This window comes from Spirillospora sp. NPDC048823, from assembly GCF_043198445.1.
In the GTDB taxonomy this organism is placed as follows: Bacteria; Actinomycetota; Actinomycetes; order Streptosporangiales; family Streptosporangiaceae; genus Spirillospora.
Map to the genome: position 1 here is coordinate 1 of NZ_JBICUT010000006.1, position 14,807 is coordinate 14,807.

At 71.0% G+C, this 14,807-nt stretch carries 14 protein-coding genes and 1 riboswitch; of the genes, 3 read left to right on the forward strand and 11 right to left on the reverse strand.

Annotated elements, in window-relative coordinates:
- From ACGFK0_RS15635 to ACGFK0_RS15660, 6 genes are all read right to left on the reverse strand, one after another.
- The coding region (locus ACGFK0_RS15635) for a DUF222 domain-containing protein (RefSeq protein WP_392905169.1) at positions 1-495 on the reverse strand (495 nt) is incomplete at its 3' end.
- Between the two features lie 803 nt (positions 496-1,298).
- Complete coding sequence (locus tag ACGFK0_RS15640; RefSeq protein WP_392905171.1) at positions 1,299-3,260, reverse strand: protein kinase; 1,962 nt, start codon at positions 3,258-3,260, stop codon at positions 1,299-1,301.
- Between the two features lie 53 nt (positions 3,261-3,313).
- Entirely contained in the window at positions 3,314-3,535 is a 222-nt protein-coding gene (locus ACGFK0_RS15645) for a hypothetical protein (RefSeq protein ID WP_392905174.1), read from the reverse strand.
- A gap of 61 nt (positions 3,536-3,596) precedes the next feature.
- Entirely contained in the window at positions 3,597-4,586 is a 990-nt protein-coding gene (locus ACGFK0_RS15650; RefSeq protein ID WP_392905177.1) for a malate dehydrogenase, read from the reverse strand.
- Between the two features lie 290 nt (positions 4,587-4,876).
- Complete coding sequence (locus ACGFK0_RS15655) at positions 4,877-6,094, reverse strand: NADP-dependent isocitrate dehydrogenase (protein WP_392905180.1); 1,218 nt, start codon at positions 6,092-6,094, stop codon at positions 4,877-4,879.
- A gap of 152 nt (positions 6,095-6,246) precedes the next feature.
- On the reverse strand, positions 6,247-6,732 hold the full coding sequence (locus ACGFK0_RS15660; protein ID WP_392905183.1) for a DUF3017 domain-containing protein: 486 nt from the start codon (positions 6,730-6,732) through the stop codon (positions 6,247-6,249).
- Between the two features lie 406 nt (positions 6,733-7,138).
- Between ACGFK0_RS15660 and ACGFK0_RS15665 the strand changes: the two genes are divergently transcribed.
- A complete protein-coding gene (locus ACGFK0_RS15665) occupies positions 7,139-7,852 on the forward strand; it encodes an FHA domain-containing protein (RefSeq protein ID WP_392905185.1) in 714 nt (237 codons plus the stop codon).
- Positions 7,853-8,031: 179 nt separating this feature from the next.
- On the opposite strand, the gene ACGFK0_RS15670 is transcribed toward ACGFK0_RS15665, so the two are convergent.
- Positions 8,032-8,883: a bifunctional methylenetetrahydrofolate dehydrogenase/methenyltetrahydrofolate cyclohydrolase gene (locus ACGFK0_RS15670; protein ID WP_392905188.1), complete on the reverse strand. Its 852-nt coding sequence runs from the start codon at positions 8,881-8,883 to the stop codon at positions 8,032-8,034.
- Positions 8,884-8,947: 64 nt separating this feature from the next.
- A riboswitch (ZMP/ZTP riboswitch) is annotated at positions 8,948-9,033 on the reverse strand.
- A 95-nt stretch (positions 9,034-9,128) separates the two neighbouring features.
- Here ACGFK0_RS15670 and ACGFK0_RS15675 point away from each other — a divergent pair.
- On the forward strand, positions 9,129-9,734 hold the full coding sequence (locus ACGFK0_RS15675; RefSeq protein WP_392905190.1) for a GNAT family N-acetyltransferase: 606 nt from the start codon (positions 9,129-9,131) through the stop codon (positions 9,732-9,734).
- Between the two features lie 43 nt (positions 9,735-9,777).
- On the opposite strand, the gene ACGFK0_RS15680 is transcribed toward ACGFK0_RS15675, so the two are convergent.
- From ACGFK0_RS15680 to purN, 3 genes are all read right to left on the reverse strand, one after another.
- Positions 9,778-9,957 (reverse strand): hypothetical protein, encoded by a 180-nt coding sequence (locus ACGFK0_RS15680; protein WP_392905192.1) that lies wholly within the window; start codon positions 9,955-9,957, stop codon positions 9,778-9,780.
- 186 nt (positions 9,958-10,143) lie between these two features.
- Positions 10,144-11,706: a bifunctional phosphoribosylaminoimidazolecarboxamide formyltransferase/IMP cyclohydrolase gene (gene purH / locus ACGFK0_RS15685; protein WP_392905194.1), complete on the reverse strand. Its 1,563-nt coding sequence runs from the start codon at positions 11,704-11,706 to the stop codon at positions 10,144-10,146.
- Positions 11,687-12,373, reverse strand: coding sequence for a phosphoribosylglycinamide formyltransferase (gene purN / locus ACGFK0_RS15690; protein ID WP_392905197.1), 687 nt, complete (start codon positions 12,371-12,373; stop codon positions 11,687-11,689). Before purN ends, purH begins: the two co-directional genes overlap by 20 nt.
- Positions 12,374-12,505: 132 nt before the next feature.
- On the opposite strand from purN, the gene ACGFK0_RS15695 reads away from it, so the two are divergent.
- Complete coding sequence (locus tag ACGFK0_RS15695) at positions 12,506-12,976, forward strand: hypothetical protein (RefSeq protein WP_392905199.1); 471 nt, start codon at positions 12,506-12,508, stop codon at positions 12,974-12,976.
- Positions 12,977-12,989: 13 nt separating this feature from the next.
- Here the strand turns inward: ACGFK0_RS15695 and ACGFK0_RS15700 are convergent, their stop codons facing one another.
- Positions 12,990-14,786 (reverse strand): DUF6350 family protein, encoded by a 1,797-nt coding sequence (locus ACGFK0_RS15700; protein WP_392905201.1) that lies wholly within the window; start codon positions 14,784-14,786, stop codon positions 12,990-12,992.
- Between the last annotated feature and the right edge of the window lie 21 nt (positions 14,787-14,807).

Here is a 14,807-nt window from a genome sequence, read left to right on the forward strand (position 1 = left end):
GATCTTGTTGCCGAATGCGGCGACCTTCCCGGCGGAGAATCCCTGCCCGGCGAGGTCGAGCAGGATCTGTTCGGCCGCCGCGCAGTCCTCGTCGTGCAGGCGGACGACCGCACCGGCGATGGTGGCGGCGTACCCGTGGGACAACTCTCCGGCGGCCAGTCTCCGGGTGAGTTCGGGAAGGCGGTCGCGTTGACGGGCCAGGTTGATGCGCTCCTTGGCGCGCGCCTCGCGCATTCCCATGTGAGAGCGTAGCCATGCGCGCGTGGATGGCAGGCCCCAGCGGCGCATCTCTCCCGAGGCGTCCACCCGCCCGATCAAGAGGGCGAGGGCGCTTTCGTGCAGGTCGGTGGCGCGGGCCAGGGTTTCGGCGTCTTGCATGCAGGCGGCCGCCGATGCGGGCGCGTCCCGCTGTGCGAGCTCGGCCGCGATCAGCGCCGCCGCGTCCACCAGCTCACCGGTGGACATCGACGCCACGTCGATCCCAGTCGAACACATGACTCCATGTTATCGAACACTCACACTCCGTCTCACAGTTTCCGGGTGAGAATATTGACACCCTCCGGACAGCCGACAACCGAGCCAGATCAGGCATTTGTCCTGCGCCTGAGGGAACCACCGGGACACGATGCCTCGGGGGCCGTGGCTCGTATCGGTCCGGCCCAGCGTGGTCGCGCCGTCCACAACGAAGGCTCCTTCTCCTGGAGGAGCCGTCGACCTCGCCCGAGCGCGCGTTCGCCTACGGCGAGGCCCGGCGTGGGTTCGGGGGCGAGACTCTGATCACCTCAGATTCGCAACTGGAGAGGTCCTCGCCGAGGAGGGCAAGGTCACCATCAGCCCGCACGGGATGGAGAAACTCCGCGAAGCCATCACCGCCGACCGCTTCCCGCATCTCGCCCCCATCATGGCGGCCGGAGGCTACGTCACCGGTGACGAGCCGGCGACCGAACCGGGCCTGGACCCCGAGTACGAGTTCGGCCTCGACATGCTCATCGCCGGCTCGAATCCCTGGAACAGCGACGCCACCCGAAGTAGACCGACCGCCTCCCCAGGGTCAGGGGAACGTCCTCGCTTGCGCGCACGTCTGATGCACCCTCGACCACGAACCGATCTTGGAGCGCGGACGATGAGCTTCGACCTTTGCGTGTGGCGCGAGAACCGCCCCATCCGGTTCGCCGGGCTGGAGCACCGGACCGGGCTCACCACCACCGACCTCACCCCAACCGGGTCCCGGAAGTGCAGGGCTCACTCGCCAGATGAACTGCCTCGAAAGCATCAGCGCCTCGTGGACAGTGTTCGTGTCATGAGACCTCCTCCAGTCGCCACAACCGCACGGTGTCGTCGTGACTGCCGCTGGCCAGGAGCTTGCCGTCCGGGCTGAACGCCACCGAGTTGACGCGAGCGGTGTGGTCGGTAAGGGAACGGCCGATGGGGCGGCGGGAAGCCACGTCCCACAACCGCACGGTCTCGTCACTACTGGCGGTGGCCAGAACCTTCCCGTCCGGACTGAACGCCACAGAGCCGATGCCGTCGTGGTGACCGGTGAGGGGGTGGCCGATAGGGGTGCGGGTGGCCACGTCCCACAACCGCATCGTCCCGTCATCGCAGCCGGCGGCCAGGAGCTTCCCGTCCGGGCTGAACGCCAGGGAGTAGACGTAGCCGGTGTGGCCGGCGAGGGGGCGGCCAGTAGGGGTGCGGGTAGCCACGTCCCACAAACGCACGGTGTCATTTTCGTCGGCGGCCAGAATCCTGCCGTCTGGGCTGAACGCCACCGCGAAGACGAGCCCGTGGGGGCCGTGCTTGACTCGGGGGCGGCCAATGGCTGTGCGGGCTGCCACGTCCCACAACCACACTGTGTCGTCATCTGCGACGGCCAGGATTTTGCCGTCTGGGCTGAACGCCAGGGAGTGGACGGAGTCGGTGTGGCCGGTGAGGGGACGGCCGACGGGGATGTGGGTGGCCACGTCCCACAACCGGACGGTGGTGTCATTGCCCCCGACAGCCAGGAGCTTGCCGTCCGGGCTGAACGCCACCGCGTTGACAGTGTCCGTGTACCCGGTGAGGGGCCGGGCGATGGAGCGGCGGGTGGCCACGTCCCACAACCGCACGGTTTCGTCGTTGCTGCAACTGGCCAGGAGCTTGCCGTCCGGACTGAACGCCACCGAGCGGACGGCGCCGGTGTGGTTGTTGAGGATCTGAGGGGCGTTGCTGTCTTCCCTGGTGAGGATGTCGCGCGTGGCGGCCGGCAGGATGGCGACCAGGCCTGCGGTCCCCAATCCGGCGCCGAGTACGGTGAGCAGGTGGCGGCGGGTCAGGATCCGGTGCGGCGCGGCAGCGACGTGGATCCGCGTTGGGGCGTCGAAGCGGGCCGACGTGGGGGGCGGAGTCTGCGGGGGCGCCTGGCTGGGGGCGGTCGCGCCGGTCTCGATGGCCTGTCGCATCGCCGCGGCGTCCCGGTAGCGCTGCTGCGGGTCTTTGGCCAGCGCGGTCGCCAGCACCTGATCCCAGAAGAAATCCAGAACCGAGTTCAACTGTGAAGGCGGCGGCGGGGTCTTGTTCAGGTGCTGGAAGAGCACGACGCTGTGCGAGTCGCCCGTGAAGGGCGGTCGGCCGGTGAGCATCTCGTACAACACGCATCCGGTGGAGTACAGATCGGAGCACGCATCGGCGGCCTCGCCATCGGCCTGCTCGGGCGACATGTAGGACGGGGTGCCGATCACCAATCCGGTGGCGGTCAACCGGGTCGCGGTCTCCGACATGAGCTTGGCGATCCCGAAATCCAGCACCTTCGCTCGCATCCGGCCGCCGACGCGGCGAACCATGATGTTGACGGGCTTGATGTCGCGGTGCACCACCCCTCGCCCGTGGCTGTGCTCCAACGCCTCTAGGACCGCCACCGCGATCTGCCCGGCCTCTGCAGGGGTAGGCGGCGCCTCGCGCAGCAGATCGGCCAGCGTCCTTCCCTCCACCAGCTCCATGACCAGATACGGAACCGGCCTTTCACCCTCGTCATCCTCGCCGCTGTCGTGGATGACCGCGATATTGGGATGCGACAAGCCCGCCACCGCCCGCGCCTCCCTCCGGAACCGGGCCCGGAAACCCTCGTCGCGCAGCATCTGAGCAGGCATCACCTTGACGGCCACGAGCCGATCCAACCGCTGGTCACGCGCCCGATACACCACCCCCATACCGCCGCGCCCCAACGGCTCCAGGAGCTCATAACGCCCCGACAACACCCCCACCACACTCTCCCTGCCATCCACCCCCTAATCATGATCAAAACCCCGACGATCCACCAGCCGTACGCGCCGGGTGTTTACTCGCGTTCGGAGAGGTCGGTGCCGGTTCGTTCGAGGACCGGGCTTGCCGTCCGGTCGGAGGTCAGGAAGGCTAGCGCGCCCAGGGCCAGGAGGCCCGTGAAGAAGCCGCTCACCCGGCGGGCCGCCTCCACCTCACGGACGAACCGCCGCCGAAACCCTGGATCTTCCGCGAGCCCGGCCCAGACCACCTTCACCGCGACCGCACGCCCTCCATCCATCCATAGCAAAGAAGAAAAGAGCCCCGGACCACACACCGGTCCGGGGCGCACCTTGGGAAACTCAGATGAGGCCGAGCTTGCGGACGGCGTCGCGCTCCTCGGACAGCTCGTTCACGGACGCGTCGATGCGGGTGCGGGAGAAGTCGTTGATGTCCAGGCCCTGGACGATCTCCCACTTGCCGTTCTCGGTGGTGACCGGGAACGACGAGATGAGGCCCTCGGGCACGCCGTAGGAGCCGTCCGACACGACGGCCATGGACGTCCAGGTGCCGTCGGCGGTGCCGTTCACCCAGGTGTGCACGTGGTCGATCGCGGCGGACGCGGCGGACGCGGCCGACGACGCGCCCCGCGCCTCGATGATGGCGGCGCCGCGCTTGGCGACGGTCGGGATGAAGTCGTTCTCCAGCCACGCCTGGTCGTTCACCGTCTCGGCGGCGTTCTTGCCGGAGATCTCGGCGTGGAAGATGTCCGGGTACTGGGTGGCCGAGTGGTTGCCCCAGATCGTCAGCTTGCGGATGTCGGCGACCGACACCCCCGCCTTCTTCGACAGCTGCGCGAGGGCGCGGTTGTGGTCGAGGCGCGTCATCGCGGTGAAGCGGCCGGCCGGGACGTCCGGGGCGTGCTGCTGCGCGATCAGGGCGTTGGTGTTGGCCGGGTTGCCGACCACCAGGACCTTGATGTCGTCGGCGGCGCCGGCGTTGATGGCCTCGCCCTGCGGCTTGAAGATGCCGCCGTTGGCCTCCAGCAGGTCGCCGCGCTCCATGCCCTTCGTCCGGGGCCGCGCCCCGACCAGCAGGGCCACGTTGGCGCCGTCGAACGCCTTGGTCGCGTCGTCGAGGATGTCGATGCCGGACAGCAGCGGGAACGCGCAATCGTCCAGTTCCATCGCGGTGCCCTCGGCGGCCTTCACCGCCTGCGGAATCTCCAACAGCCGCAGGCGTACGGGTACGTCCGCGCCCAGGAGGTGCCCGGACGCGATGCGGAACAGCAGCGCGTAGCCAATCTGGCCCGCGGCGCCGGTAACGGTAACGGTGACTGGGGTGCGAGTCATGCGTCCTTCTCCTGCTGCTGGTGACCTGGAGCCCGCCGCCGCGCGGGATCTCTCGCCGTCGAGATATTTCCGTGCCACAGGCTATCGCGCACCCCCTACCCGCCATCGCCCAGGTGCACCAACCGGCATGGCGAACACGCGAAAGGCCGCCCCGGACGCATCCGGGACGGCCTTAACCCTGCGTGCGCGGGGAGCACAGCGTCCGGGCGAACTCGCTCACCTCGGGCTGGGGGTCACCCTCGCATCAGCAAGGAGCATTCGCACGAACACTAACAGTGCTGAGAGGCGTATCAGCCGTTGATCTTCTTCTGGAGGTTGGTGTCGAGGGCCTCCAGAAATTCCTGCGTGGTCAAGAAGGGCGTGTCGCGGCCGACGAGGAGGGCCAAGTCCTTGGTCATCTGGCCGCTCTCGACGGTCTCGATGCAGACCCGCTCGACCTGCTGCGCGAAGTTGGTGACTTCGGGCTGGTTGTCGAGCTTGCCGCGGTGCTCGAAGCCGCGGGTCCAGGCGAAGATCGACGCGATGGGGTTGGTCGACGTCGGCTTGCCCTGCTGGTGCTGCCGGTAGTGCCGGGTCACCGTGCCGTGCGCGGCCTCGGCCTCGACGGTCTTGCCGTCGGGGGTCATGAGGACGGACGTCATGAGGCCGAGGGAGCCGAAGCCCTGCGCGAGGGTGTCGGACTGGACGTCGCCGTCGTAGTTCTTGGCGGCCCAGACGAACCCGCCCTCCCACTTGAGCGCCGCCGCGACCATGTCGTCGATGAGGCGGTGCTCGTAGCTGAGCCCCTTGGACTCGAACTCGGCCTTGAACTCGCTCTCGTAGATCTCCTGGAAGAGGTCCTTGAAGCGGCCGTCGTAGGCCTTGAGGATCGTGTTCTTCGTCGACAGGTACAGCGGCATCCCGCGCTCCAGCGCGTACCGCATCGTCGCCCGCGCGAAGTCGCGGATCGAGGCGTCGTAGTTGTACATGCCCATGGCGACACCGCCGCCGGTGAACTTCGCGACCTCCATCTCGATGGGCTCGCCGCCGTCCTCGGGGGTGTAGGTGAGCATCACCGTGCCGGGGCCGGGGACCACGAAGTCGGTGGCCTTGTACTGGTCGCCGTGCGCGTGGCGGCCGATGATGATCGGCTTGGTCCAGCCGGGGACGAGCCGGGGGATGTTGGAGCAGATGATCGGCTCGCGGAACACCACGCCGCCCAGGATGTTGCGGATCGTCCCGTTGGGGGACCGCCACATCTTCTTCAGGCCGAACTCCTCGACGCGCGCCTCGTCGGGGGTGATGGTCGCGCACTTGACACCGACGCCGTGCTCGCGGATCGCGTTGGCGGCGTCGATCGTGACCTGGTCGTCCGTGGCGTCACGGTGTTCCATTCCCAGGTCGTAGTACTTAAGGTCCACATCGAGGTAAGGCAGGATCAGCTGGTCCTTGATGAATTTCCAGATGATCCGCGTCATTTCGTCGCCGTCGAGTTCGACGACCGGGCCCGCTACTTTGATCTTGGGCATGCTGCTGCTGTCCCTTTCCTACACCTGGCCAGCGGTGAGCCCTCACATCCCCGGTGGGCGTGGCGGTGTCGGGCCGCCGGGACACCCCGGACGCAAGGGACTCGGTCCTTGTAAGGCTCAACTGGCAAGGCTAGCCGAGGCGTTCGGGAGGTCTAGACCTGACCCGGCGGTTCCGGACGTCCATGACCGCCCTCACCTGGGGCGACGTCTCCGCCCTGCGGACCGGCCCGGCGTCCGGTGATGAGAAGCTTCACACCGCGCGCCACCAGGGTGAGCAGGATCAGCACCCCGAAGGCGCCCGCGAGGACGAGCCCGGTCTTGTTCATCGGCGGCACGCTCAGCGACACGAACGCGACCATTTCGCCGAGGATCACGAGCGTCCAGCAGTCGATGGACCTGCTGCGGACGGCGAGCGGGCCGAGCTGGGACTCCGGCAGCAGGAGCCGGGCGAGCGCGCCGATGAGCAGCGCGGCCGCCATCAGGCCCGATCCCTTGCGGAAGTAGTTGAAGGCGCAGAGCGTGAGGCCGGCGCCGACGCCGCTGAGCACGATCAGGTAGGGCAGTTGCGCGAGCCAGTGCGGCGCGGCGCCTCTGCCGCGCGGCGCCCTGCGCCTCCGCCGGTGCACCTCGGTGCTCATGGTCCGTCCTCCAGCCCCCACCCGCCGCCATTCAACGGACGAGCTCCGCTCGGCTCACCGTCCTCCAGCCCCCACCCGCCGCCATTCAACGGACGAGCTCCGCTCGGCTCACGGTATCGGCATCCGGGGCTCGGCACGACTCGTCCGGTGGGCCTCTTCCGGTGGGCGGCGTTCGTCCGCCGCCGCACATCGCGGGGATCATCCGCAGGTCCGGGGGTGCCGGGCTTGTCGGACGGGACGGAAAAGTGGGCGGGACGGAAGGGGCCGCAGGGATGCCCGAGAGGCCCGAATGCCCTGCGCCATCGGTGCTACTCGCCAGTAGGAGGGTGTGACGGTGACGCGCCCGGGTAACCCGGCAGACAGGGGTCGCTAACTAGCTGGGAGGACTGCCGTGGAGGGGCCGTTCATGCGGATCGAGGACAGCGGGCTGGTGGTGCCGCTGCGCCCCGACGTGACGACGGTCGGGAGAGGGAGAGGAGTCGACGTACGCCTCGACGACCCGAGTGTGTCCCAATTGCACGCAGAGATCGTCCGACGTGGTCCGTACATCTACGTGGTGGACATGGGCCTGTCCCGTAACGGGACCCGAGTTAACGGCAGGCCGATCGCCCGCCGTGTCCTGGAGGACGGTGACGTCGTCAGCTTCGGCACGGCGCGCTGCCGGATGGGGGGCATCCCCCGTGAGGAGGTCGACCCGGACGTCGAACTGAGGCGTGCCGTCGCACCCGAGCTCACCCGCCGCGAGGTCGACGTGCTGACCTCGCTCTGCCGTCCCGCACTCTCCGACGAGGCGTTCGTGGCCCCCGCCACGGCACGCGACATCGCCGGCGAGCTCGTGGTGACGGAGGCGGCCGTCAAGCAGCATCTGCTGCGCCTCTACCAGAAGTTCCGGATCCCCGAGGGCGCCAACCGGCGCACGCGGCTCGCCAACGAGGTCATCGCCATGGGCCTCGTCCGGCCGCTGCCGCCGGTGCACGTCCCGCAGGGCCGCCCGCCGATGGACGGGCGGGTCCCGGGGGTCCGCGGCACGGCCGAGACCCGCAGGACGGGCACGGGACACGGCCATGCCACCGCCCCGAATCGTGCGGCGCCGAGCGCGGCGGGACGGAGGGCGAGCTGAGATGAACCTGCGGTCGCCCTCTCCGGCAGCGCGACACGAGGGCGATCGCTGAACCGGCCCGTACGGGGCCGCGCATGTGACGGCGCGGCTCCGTCCGGCGCAGTATCGGCGGAGGCCGCCACCGGGGTGCTGGTGGCGGCCTCCGCTTGCCGGGCACGGGACGTGCGTCGCGCCGCGTGTCAGGCGGGCCGCCGCTCGGCGGCCTCCACGACGTTCGCGAGCAGCATCGCGCGGGTCATCGGGCCGACGCCGCCCGGGTTCGGCGCGACCCAGCCGGCGACGTCGCGGACGTCGGCGGCGACGTCCCCGGCGAGCTTGCCGTCCACACGGGACACGCCGACGTCCAGGACGGCGGCGCCCGGCTTGACCATGTCGCCGGTGATGAGGCCGGGGACACCGGCGGCGGCGACGACGATGTCGGCCTTGCGGGTGTGCTCGGCCAGGTCGCGGGTGGCGGTGTGGCAGAGGGTGACGGTCGCGTTCTCGGTGCGGCGGGTCAGCAGGAGGCCGAGCGAACGTCCGACGGTGATGCCGCGGCCGACGACGGTGACCTCGGCGCCCTTGATCGGGACGTCGAAGCGGCGCAGCAGCTCGATGATGCCCTTCGGCGTGCACGGCAGCGGGCCGGGCTGCATGAGGACGAGCCGCCCGAGGTTCGTCGGGTGCAGGCCGTCGGCGTCCTTGGACGGGTCGATCCGCTCCAGGACGCGCTGCTCGTCCAGGCCCTTCGGCAGCGGAAGCTGGACGATGTAGCCGGTGCAGGCCGGGTCGGCGTTCAGTTCGGCGACGGCGCGTTCGACGTCGTCCTGCGCGGCGGTGGCGGGCAGGTCGCGGCGGATGCTCTCGATGCCGACCTCGGCGCAGTCGCGGTGCTTCATGCCGACGTAGGAGTGGCTGCCGGGGTCGTCGCCGACGAGGACCGTGCCGAGGCCGACGGTCACGCCGCGGTCGCGGAGCGCCTCGACGCGTACCTTGAGGTTCGAGCGGATCTCGGCGGCCGTGGCCTTGCCGTCCAGAATCTGTGCCGTCATGCGTTCCTCCGCGTGGGGTCTCACCAGGGCCCGGGCCCGGCTTGGAGCCCGGCCGCCATGGGGTCCCGTCCACCCAGGCGCGCGGTGTCCGGACTGTCGTTCGCTCCCCGGTGGTGATCCACCTTGACCGCGCCAGTCGCGTGAAGAATCCATGGTATCCGGCCCACCCGCGGCCGAGTGGCACGCGGAAATCAGCGTCAGGTGGCTCTGCCGGGTACCGCCCCCGTGCTTTTAGCGTGATCCGCATGAGTCATGGCACGCGTCACGAATGGTTCGAGCGCCCCGTCCTGAGCGGGCGGTACGTCCGGCTGGAGCCGCTGTCCCCCAGGCACGCCGAGGGGCTGTTCGAGGCGTCCAAGGACCCCGCCGTCTGGACGTGGCTGAGCGAGCGGCAGCCCGCGACCGCGGACGACATGTGCGCACTGGTCGGCAAGGCCCTCGCGCGCCACGAGAAGCGCTTCCAGCTTCCGTGGGCGCAGATCGACGCGCAGACCGGGGAGGTCGCCGGGATGACGTCGTACTACGAGGTCACGCCGTCCCATCGGGCACTGTGCATCGGGCACACCTGGCTCGGCGCGCGGTGGCACCGGTCCGGTGTCAACACCGAGGCGAAGCTGCTGCTGATGGGACGCGCGTTCGACGAGCTGGGCGCGATCCGGGTCGGCTGGCACACCCACGCGGGCAACGGGCGGTCACGTGCGGCGATCGAGCGTCTCGGGGCGACGTTCGAGGGGATCCACCGCAAGCACCGGATCCGGGAGGACGGGTCGATCCGCGACACCGCCGCCTACGGGATGACGGACGACGACTGGCCCGCCGCGGCCGAGGCGCTGCGGGCGCGGCTCCGCTGAAACACCCGCCATCCGTCCGGGGCCGCCGGGTCTTCGGGGTCGGTCAGTCCTCGGAGGAGCCCTGCCGCCAGGCGATCAGGCGGTCGGTGCCGTGCCAGCCGAGCTGGGCGGCGAGGACCGCCGCGAGGAAGGCGGCGAGCAGGCCGATCATCTGCCGAGACTCCATCAGCAGCGTGTCCGCCCGGTAGACCACGCCCAGCATGAGCGACAACAGCACGTCCATGGCGCCAGCCCTTCAACAATGGAACGGTCGCGCCGGAGTCAAGAAGCGGTCATGAGGCGCGGCCCAGCCGAGGCTACCCGCACCGAACCGGGAAGGCGACGACTCAAACCCGATGCGGCGGTGTTCTCCGCCACACCGGGTCCGCGCCCGATCAGCGCCCGATCAGCGCCCGACCAGCGGGGCTGCTCAGTGGAAGAAGTGGCGCACGCCGGTGAAGTAGAGGCTGATTCCGGCCTTCTCCGCGGCGGCGATCACCTTGTCGTCGTTGACGGACCCGCCGGGTTCCACGATCGCCCGCACACCCGCCTCGGCGAGCACCTCAAGGCCGTCCGGGAAGGGGAAGAACGCGTCGGACGCGCCCACGGCGGACGCGGCCCGCTCCTCCCCGGCCCGCGCGACCGCGAGTTTGGCGGAGTCGACGCGGTTGACCTGGCCCATGCCGACGCCGACGGTGGCGCCGTCCGCGGCCAGCAGGATCGCGTTGGACTTCACCGAGCGGACGGCCCGCCAGGCGAACGCGAGGTCGGCGAGCACGGCCTCGTCCGCGGCGGGGCCGGTCTTCAGCTCCCAGGTGGACGGGTCGTCGCCGGCGGCGTCCACGCGGTCGACGCCCTGCAGCAGGACACCGCCGTCGATCCGCCGGTACTCGGCCTGGTTCGCGGGGCCCTGCGGGCAGCGCAGCAGCCGGATGTTCTTCTTGCGGGTCAGGACGTCGAGGGCGCCGTCCTCGAACGCGGGCGCGACCAGCACCTCGGTGAAGATCTCCGCGACCTGCTCGGCCATCGCGACGGTGACCGGCCGGTTCACCGCGATCACGCCGCCGAACGCCGACAGCGGGTCGCAGGCGTGCGCCTTGCGGTGCGCCTCGGCGACGTCCGCGCCGACCGCGATGCCGCACGGGTTGGCGTGCTTGATGATCGCGACGGCGGGTTCGGTGAAGTCGTGGGCGGCGCGGCGGGCGGCGTCCGCGTCCACGTAGTTGTTGTACGACATCTCCTTGCCGTGCAGCTGCTCCGCCCCGGCGAGACCGCCGCCGGACGCGTCGGTGTAGAGGGCGGCGCGCTGGTGGGGGTTCTCGCCGTAGCGGAGGACGTTCGCGCGCTCCCACGTCACGCCGAGGAAGTCGGGCCACTGCGCTTGCGCGGCCGTCTCGTCCGGCGCGTAGCTGCTCGCGAACCACGACGCCACGGCCACGTCGTAGGACGCGGTGTGCGCGAAGGCCCGCGCGGCCAGGCGGCGCCGCTCCTCCAGCGTGAAACCGCCGCCCTTCACGGCGTCCAGGACGGCGCCGTAGGCGGACGGGTCGACGATGACGGAGACGCTCGCGTGGTTCTTCGCGGCGGCGCGGACCATCGTCGGGCCGCCGATGTCGATCTGCTCGACGCACTCGTCGGGCCTGGCGCCCGAGTCGACCGTGTCGGCGAACGGGTACAGGTTCGCCACGACCAGGTCGAACGGCTCGACGGCCAGGTCGTCCAGCTGCTGGAGGTGGTCCTCTTTGCGGCGGTCGGCGAGCAGGCCCGCGTGCACCTTCGGGTGCAGGGTCTTGACCCGGCCGTCCAGGCACTCGGGGAACCCGGTGAGCTTCTCGACCCTCATCACCGGGACGCCGGCGGAGGAGATCCGCCCCGCCGTCGACCCGGTCGAGACGATCTCCACACCCGCCTCGTGCAGGCCGCGGGCCAGCTCCTCCAGCCCGGTCTTGTCGTACACGCTGATCAGCGCGCGCTTAATCGCCACCCGACTCACCGGCCGAGCTCCCCTCTTCATCGGACGAACCACTCTCGGACGCATCACCACAGGTCCTGCACTTCATCGAGACCCGCCTGCCGTGCGCGGTCCAGCCGTCGCGGGCGAGCCGTCCGACGACGTCGACCAGGAGCCGGCGCTCCACCTGCTTGATCCGCTCGTGCAGGGAGTCCTCGTCGTCATGCCGGCCCACGGGAACGGTCTCCTGGGCGATGACGGGTCCGGTGTCCACGCCTTCGTCGACGAAGTGAACGGTACAGCCCGTCACCTTCACGCCGTACGCCAGGGCGTCCCGTACGGCGTGGGCGCCGGGGAACGACGGCAGCAGCGCCGGATGGGTGTTGACCGTCCGGCCGCCGAACGCGGCCAGGAAACGCGGCCCGAAGATCTTCATGAACCCGGCGGAGACCACCAGGTCCGGTGCGTGCTCGGCGACCGCCTCCGTCAGCGCCGCGTCCCATTCGTCGCGAGACGGGAAATCGGGGATGCGGACGGTGAAAGTGGGCAGACCTGATCGTTCGGCGCGGGCGTTTCCGCCGGTATCGGGACGGTCCGCTCCCACGGCCACCACTTTCGCCCCGTAGGCTGGATCCGCGCACGCGTCGAGCAGCGCTTGTAGGTTGGTCCCCGCGCCGGAGACGAGGACGACGAGCCGGGCGGACACCATGACTCCCTGGTGGACGGTGGGGTTGTGTTCGGGCCACCACGAAGCCTATCGGGCCAGTTCGGCGCACCCGGAAAGCAGACCACGCGGAGAGCGGACCACGCCGACATCCGCCCCAGGCCAGGAGGAACGAACGTGAGCGAGCAGCCGGGCCCTCCGGCCCCGCCCGAAGACCGCCCCGACGGGCGGCCGGCGGGGCAGCCGCCCGCGGGACCGCCCAAGTCTCGGCAGACCGGCTGGCGGGCACTGTGGCTCGGCGGCATCGCGCTGCTGACCGCGTTCTTCTTCTACCCGCTCGGCCTCGTGCTGGGCATCGCCGCGCTCGTCGTGGGCATCCGGGCCCGCCGGGCCGCGCGGCGCGGGGGCGACGCCGCCCCCGGCGCCGTCCCGGGCATCGTGCTCGGCTCGGTCGGCCTGGTGTTCTCGGTGCTGTCGGTCTCGATGACGGTGTTCCTGTGGTCGGAGCTGAGCGGCTACCAGAACTGCCTCAGCACGGCCAACACCGGCGCCGACAAGCAGTCCTGCCGGGACGAGTACTACCCCAAGATCGAGGACAAGCTCGGCCTGCCGCGCGGCAGCATGGACCAGTACGGCGACCTGCTCTGACCGCCGGCGGGCGCTAGTCGTCCCGTTCGGGCTCTTCGCGCAGGACGTAGATGGCGCCGCCGCGGTTCTCGGTACGCCCGGGGTCCTCGCGAGGGAGCGGGACGGGCGGCTCCCCCGGGCCGGGCTCGTCCGCCGGGCCGCCCATGCCGGCGGGGTCGACCGGATCGTCCATGAGGTGGCCTTCGACGACGACGGTGCCGTCGCTCGGCGGCGGCAGCGGCGGTTCCGGCTTCCGCCGGGGCCGCTCTTCGGCCAGGTCCGGCAGCGGATCCGCCTTCCGGCGGGCGGGACGGCGCGGCGCGAGGACGGGATCGGCCTCCTCGAACTCCAGCGGATCCGGCGCGTACGGGGCCCTGGGCGCGGGCCGGGGCGCGCTCTGGTGGTCACCGGGGACGGGCGCTGACAGCGGCACGGGCGCAGGAGCCCTCCGCGCACGCCGCGCCGGGCTCTTCTCCGGCCGTTTCCTGGAGCGCTTCCCGGGCTTGGACGCCGCGCGGGCGGGACGGCGCAGGATCATCGTGTTCGCCGCCCATGCCGCGATCGCCGCGGAGATGCCGACCTCAAGGGCCGCCAGCAACCCGACCTGCCAGGCCGAGGGACCCACGGTCGCCATCCGGCCGCCGCCGAGCGGCCCGCCCGACAGCGCGCTCAGCAGCGCCACCACGGCGCCGGTGAGCGCCCCCGACACGAAACCCCACATCGGTGCGCCCTCCGACACGGGGGCGGGCAGCGAGCGGATCGTGAGGGCGCCGCCCACCGCGCCCGCGACGAACGGCGCGGCCAGCGCGAGCAGCGAGATCGCGGGCGCCGGGCCGGGGTCGGGCAAGGCCGCGAGCGGAGGGAACGCCGGGACGGCGTCCAGAAAGACCCCGGTCGGCGACACGCTCGTCCCGGAGCCGACGGAGAAGCCCGGCCCCACCGCGTACGCCATCCCCCAGATCACCGCGTTCGGCAGGAACGCCAGCTCCACCAGCAGCAGCAGGACGCCGCCGACGACACCGGGGGCGAGGAGGTCGTACAGGTGGTCGGCGTCCGGCATGTTCACGGCGAGGGACGCGCCCACGAGCAGCGCCCCCGACGCCAGCAGCACGGCCAGTGCCCCCGCCACGCCGATCACGAGCGAACGCGGCCGGTCGGGCAGCAGCCGCAGCAGCGCGCCGAGCCCGGACCGGACCCGCTCCCCGCGCGCCTGCGCCGCCACCTGCGCCGCGACGACGGCCCGCGCGGCGCCCAGCCCGCCCGCGATGACCGCGACGAGGAAGCCCCCGACGAGCGCCTGCCACGCCGACGGCCGGACCTGCGGGGACGCCGCCGCCAGCGCGAGCAGACCGGCCAGCCCGGCGTACGGGGCCGCCAGCGCGACCGCGACGTGCACGACCGCCTTCCGGGGACGATGCGTCAGCCCGGCCACCCGGATCATCCACCCGCCGCCGCGGTACAGCAGGGCCCCCGGCAGGACGAGCACACCGAGCGGCAGCAGCCCCACCCGTCCCTGCCCGTAGGAGAAGCCCGCGTGGTGGGAGACGAGCCAGAAGTTGACGGCCGTCCGGAACACCCCGGACAGGCCGTCGCCGAGAGCGGTCTTGGGCGCGGCGATCCACCCGATCAGCGTGACGGTGGTGAGCACGGCCAGCCCGATCCCGATGCACCACAGCGCCGCCACGAGCCCCGTCACGTACAGCGGCCTGGCCGCCGGCGGCACCGGCTGCCCGCCTCGCCCCGGACGCCGCGGCGCCCGTCCCGCCGCGCCTTCCGACGCCTCGTCTCCCGGCGAGGGGACCGCACGCCGTCCAGGGCTCGCTTCGCTCACGCGCTCCATGCTGGCACCACG

What these genes read in the sequence shown, in the direction of transcription:
- ACGFK0_RS15650 (WP_392905177.1), bottom strand. Translation starts at nt 4,586, where the DNA reads ATGACTCGCACCCCAGTCACCGTTACCGTTACCGGCGCCGCGGGCCAG.
- ACGFK0_RS15655 (WP_392905180.1), bottom strand. Translation starts at nt 6,094, where the DNA reads ATGCCCAAGATCAAAGTAGCGGGCCCGGTCGTCGAACTCGACGGCGAC.
- ACGFK0_RS15665 (WP_392905185.1), top strand. Translation starts at nt 7,139, where the DNA reads ATGCGGATCGAGGACAGCGGGCTGGTGGTGCCGCTGCGCCCCGACGTG.
- ACGFK0_RS15660 (WP_392905183.1), bottom strand. Translation starts at nt 6,732, where the DNA reads ATGAGCACCGAGGTGCACCGGCGGAGGCGCAGGGCGCCGCGCGGCAGA.
- ACGFK0_RS15675 (WP_392905190.1), top strand. Translation starts at nt 9,129, where the DNA reads ATGAGTCATGGCACGCGTCACGAATGGTTCGAGCGCCCCGTCCTGAGC.
- ACGFK0_RS15670 (WP_392905188.1), bottom strand. Translation starts at nt 8,883, where the DNA reads ATGACGGCACAGATTCTGGACGGCAAGGCCACGGCCGCCGAGATCCGC.
- ACGFK0_RS15645 (WP_392905174.1), bottom strand. Translation starts at nt 3,535, where the DNA reads ATGGATGGAGGGCGTGCGGTCGCGGTGAAGGTGGTCTGGGCCGGGCTC.
- purN (WP_392905197.1), bottom strand. Translation starts at nt 12,373, where the DNA reads ATGGTGTCCGCCCGGCTCGTCGTCCTCGTCTCCGGCGCGGGGACCAAC.
- ACGFK0_RS15680 (WP_392905192.1), bottom strand. Translation starts at nt 9,957, where the DNA reads ATGGACGTGCTGTTGTCGCTCATGCTGGGCGTGGTCTACCGGGCGGAC.